The organism is Pseudomonas defluvii, assembly GCF_001695625.1.
In the GTDB taxonomy this organism is placed as follows: domain Bacteria; phylum Pseudomonadota; class Gammaproteobacteria; order Pseudomonadales; family Pseudomonadaceae; genus Aquipseudomonas; species Aquipseudomonas defluvii.
This window is the reverse complement of sequence record NZ_MBPN01000236.1, coordinates 1-2,471: the sequence shown is the minus strand read 5'-3', so window position 1 is coordinate 2,471 and position 2,471 is coordinate 1. Positions and strand designations below refer to the sequence as shown.

The window sequence follows — 2,471 nt, the reverse complement described above, 5'->3', positions numbered from 1 at the left end:
CGCAGTTCGGCGCCGACGATGCGGAACGGCAATGGCGGCGGTTCAGACTTGGCGGCGGGCTTGCTCGATGTGCGCGGCTGGACGGGGGCTGCTGCACGCGCGGCGGTCTGGCGCGTCTTGATCTGCTCGATCTCCGCGCGCAGCGCCTGAAGGTCGTCGGCGGCTGCGTAGCCGCTCAGTGTTTTCTCAACCTGGGAAGCGCGTGCTTCCAGGATTTGGCGGGTGTCTTTGAGGTCCGCCGCCGTTGCGACGGCCGGACGCTGCTGGATGGTCTCGATGGCCTCGGCCAGGGCCACCGCCTGCGCTTCGAGGCGTTGCAGACGGGAATCGAGCCGTTCCTGGTCGGCCTGGTCGCTCATCGCCTGGTAGCCGAGGGCCACGATGACGCTTAGACCGAGCAGCCAGAGCCAGAGCATGCTTTGCACCACCACGGCGGCGGTCGGGCGACGCGAAGATTGCGGAGCGTTCACGGCTGGCCTCCTGGAGTGGAAGGCATCAGCGGGAAGGTCTGCACCGCATCGGCGGCGGTCGGTTCGGGCATGGGTTCGGCGGCCACGCTGTCGCCGGGCCGCTCGAAGCAAATCTGTCGTGCGCGGTCATCCGCGTGCAGTTCCCAGGCCGGACCAGCCAGGGTGAGCAGCGCATCGCGCAAGGTCATGGGACCGAGATGCAGGTGCGCCGCCGGGAGCGGCAGCTCATACAGCTCGATCACGGCATGCGCCGTTTGGCACAGGCTGTAGCCGCTGCGCTTGAGCACATGCCGCAGCCCATCGCCGACCGTGGCGCGGGCATCCTCGGGCATCGACACGTCGATGGTCTGCAACAGCAGGTCGCGCTGCGCCGCTGTAGGGGCCAGTTCGACCAGCGTGTAGCGGGCGTAGCGCACGACCGGGATGTACTCGGGCGCTTCGGGTTCGGGCGCGGCCGAGACTTCCTCGATGGTGTCGGGCGCGACCGGCGCAGTCGTCGTCGCGCAGCCACCGGCCAGCACCGACCAAAGCAGGCCGAAAAATCCCGCCAGCAGGCGGCGTTCGGGATGGTGAAACCAGGGTGGAGAGGGGCACATAGCTCGGCGTCCTGAAACATCGAGCCCTCACCATCGCCGCTCGGGCTACGAGCGGCAGCAAACAATGCGAACCAGACAGCGCCCGATTTGCCGGCAGCGCCTTCACCAAAGAAAGGCCCCAAGTTGGGGCCTGTGAAAATGGGTCTCTTATTTCTCGTCGTCGATGCCCATGCGCTCACGCATTTCGGCGAGGAACGCCTCGGGGGCCATCAGACCATAGCGTGCCAGGCGCACAGGGATGTCCTCCGCATCGAGGTTCCCATCTTCGATGCGCTGCCGCAGGAAATCCGCAATCTCGGCTTCCAGCTTCCGTTGGGTGTCGATGGCTTCGGACGGTTGGGTGTTGGTATTCATGGAAATCTCCTTGGGATGAAAAAAGCGCAGCCACGTCCACGGAGAACGTGGGCGTGGCTGCAAGGTGGGAACAACAGAAATGCCGGCGGCGCTAGGCCGGCTTGTGGCGTGGGAATCAGGCGGCGACCAGTTGCCGGGCCAGTGCGACCTCGACGGAATCACCATCCTGGTTCAGGACATCCAGCCCCGATTCGGGTACATCGCCCGAGGTGGACTGCGAGACCATGATCTTCTTGGCCATCAGTTCGAGGCATGTCATCTGCGAGGAACCGGCGTAGCCGAGATAGATCACGCGCACGGGGTGCTTCTGCCCGATGCGCCAGGAGCGGCGGGCCGCCTGCTGGAGCGAGTACACGTTGTAGCCCGACTGCATGAACACGATTGTCGGGAAATCCAACAGGTCCAATCCCGTCTTGACCAACTCGGGGTTGGTGATGAGCACGTCGATGCCACGATCCAGTTGCTCGGCAATCCAGTCCTCGCGGCGGCTTGCATCCACGCTCGCGCGCAGCACCGCCACCTTGAAACCTTCCTGCTCCAGCAGTACCTTCAGGCGCGACGTGGTGTCGCGCGTGCCGGTATAGACCGTGTAGGCGAGGACCTTGCGGCCCTGCGCCTTCTCCTGTTTGCAGATATCGATCAGCTCACGCTCCTTGGGGCTGATCTCGAACTCGTTGAACTGAGCCGGGACGAACGCCAAGGTGTTGCGCGTGCGCGGATGCACCACGGTTTCCGACCGGAAGCAGCAATCCGGCCAGGCCAGCAGCACGTTGAGGACCACACCCAGCAGAGTCGTATCGCGTCGCGCCAGAGCCTGTTTCAGCTCCGCGGTCAGCCGGCCCGCCAGATCGCGGTAGGCCGCGGCTTGCGCCGTGTCCATCGCGACTTCGCGGAACTCTTCGTCATACGGCGGCAGGACGTTGCCGCCGATGTCCTTGAGCTTGAGGAAGATCGTGAACGGCAGGATGCAGCGCAAGACGCCCTTGGGGCCGAAGCCCGGGGCTTTGACCGTGCGCACCGATACCTTGGTGCCCTTGGCCGTCTTGTGCGC

4 protein-coding genes are annotated in these 2,471 nt (G+C 65.1%); all 4 read right to left on the bottom strand.

What is annotated here, in order from left to right:
• Positions 1-470 (bottom strand): hypothetical protein (locus EKA13_RS26860; RefSeq protein WP_065762005.1); only part of this gene is annotated, 470 nt, incomplete at its 3' end.
• Positions 467-1,066, bottom strand: coding sequence for a PFGI-1 class ICE element type IV pilus protein PilL2 (gene pilL2, locus EKA13_RS26855; protein ID WP_009459682.1), 600 nt, complete (start codon positions 1,064-1,066; stop codon positions 467-469). The genes EKA13_RS26860 and pilL2, both read right to left, overlap by 4 nt.
• A 147-nt stretch (positions 1,067-1,213) precedes the next feature.
• A complete protein-coding gene (locus EKA13_RS26850) occupies positions 1,214-1,420 on the bottom strand; it encodes a hypothetical protein (protein ID WP_009459683.1) in 207 nt (68 codons plus the stop codon).
• Positions 1,421-1,535: 115 nt separating this feature from the next.
• Positions 1,536-2,471: helicase-related protein (locus tag EKA13_RS26845; RefSeq protein WP_141685684.1), on the bottom strand; the 936-nt coding region annotated here is incomplete at its 5' end.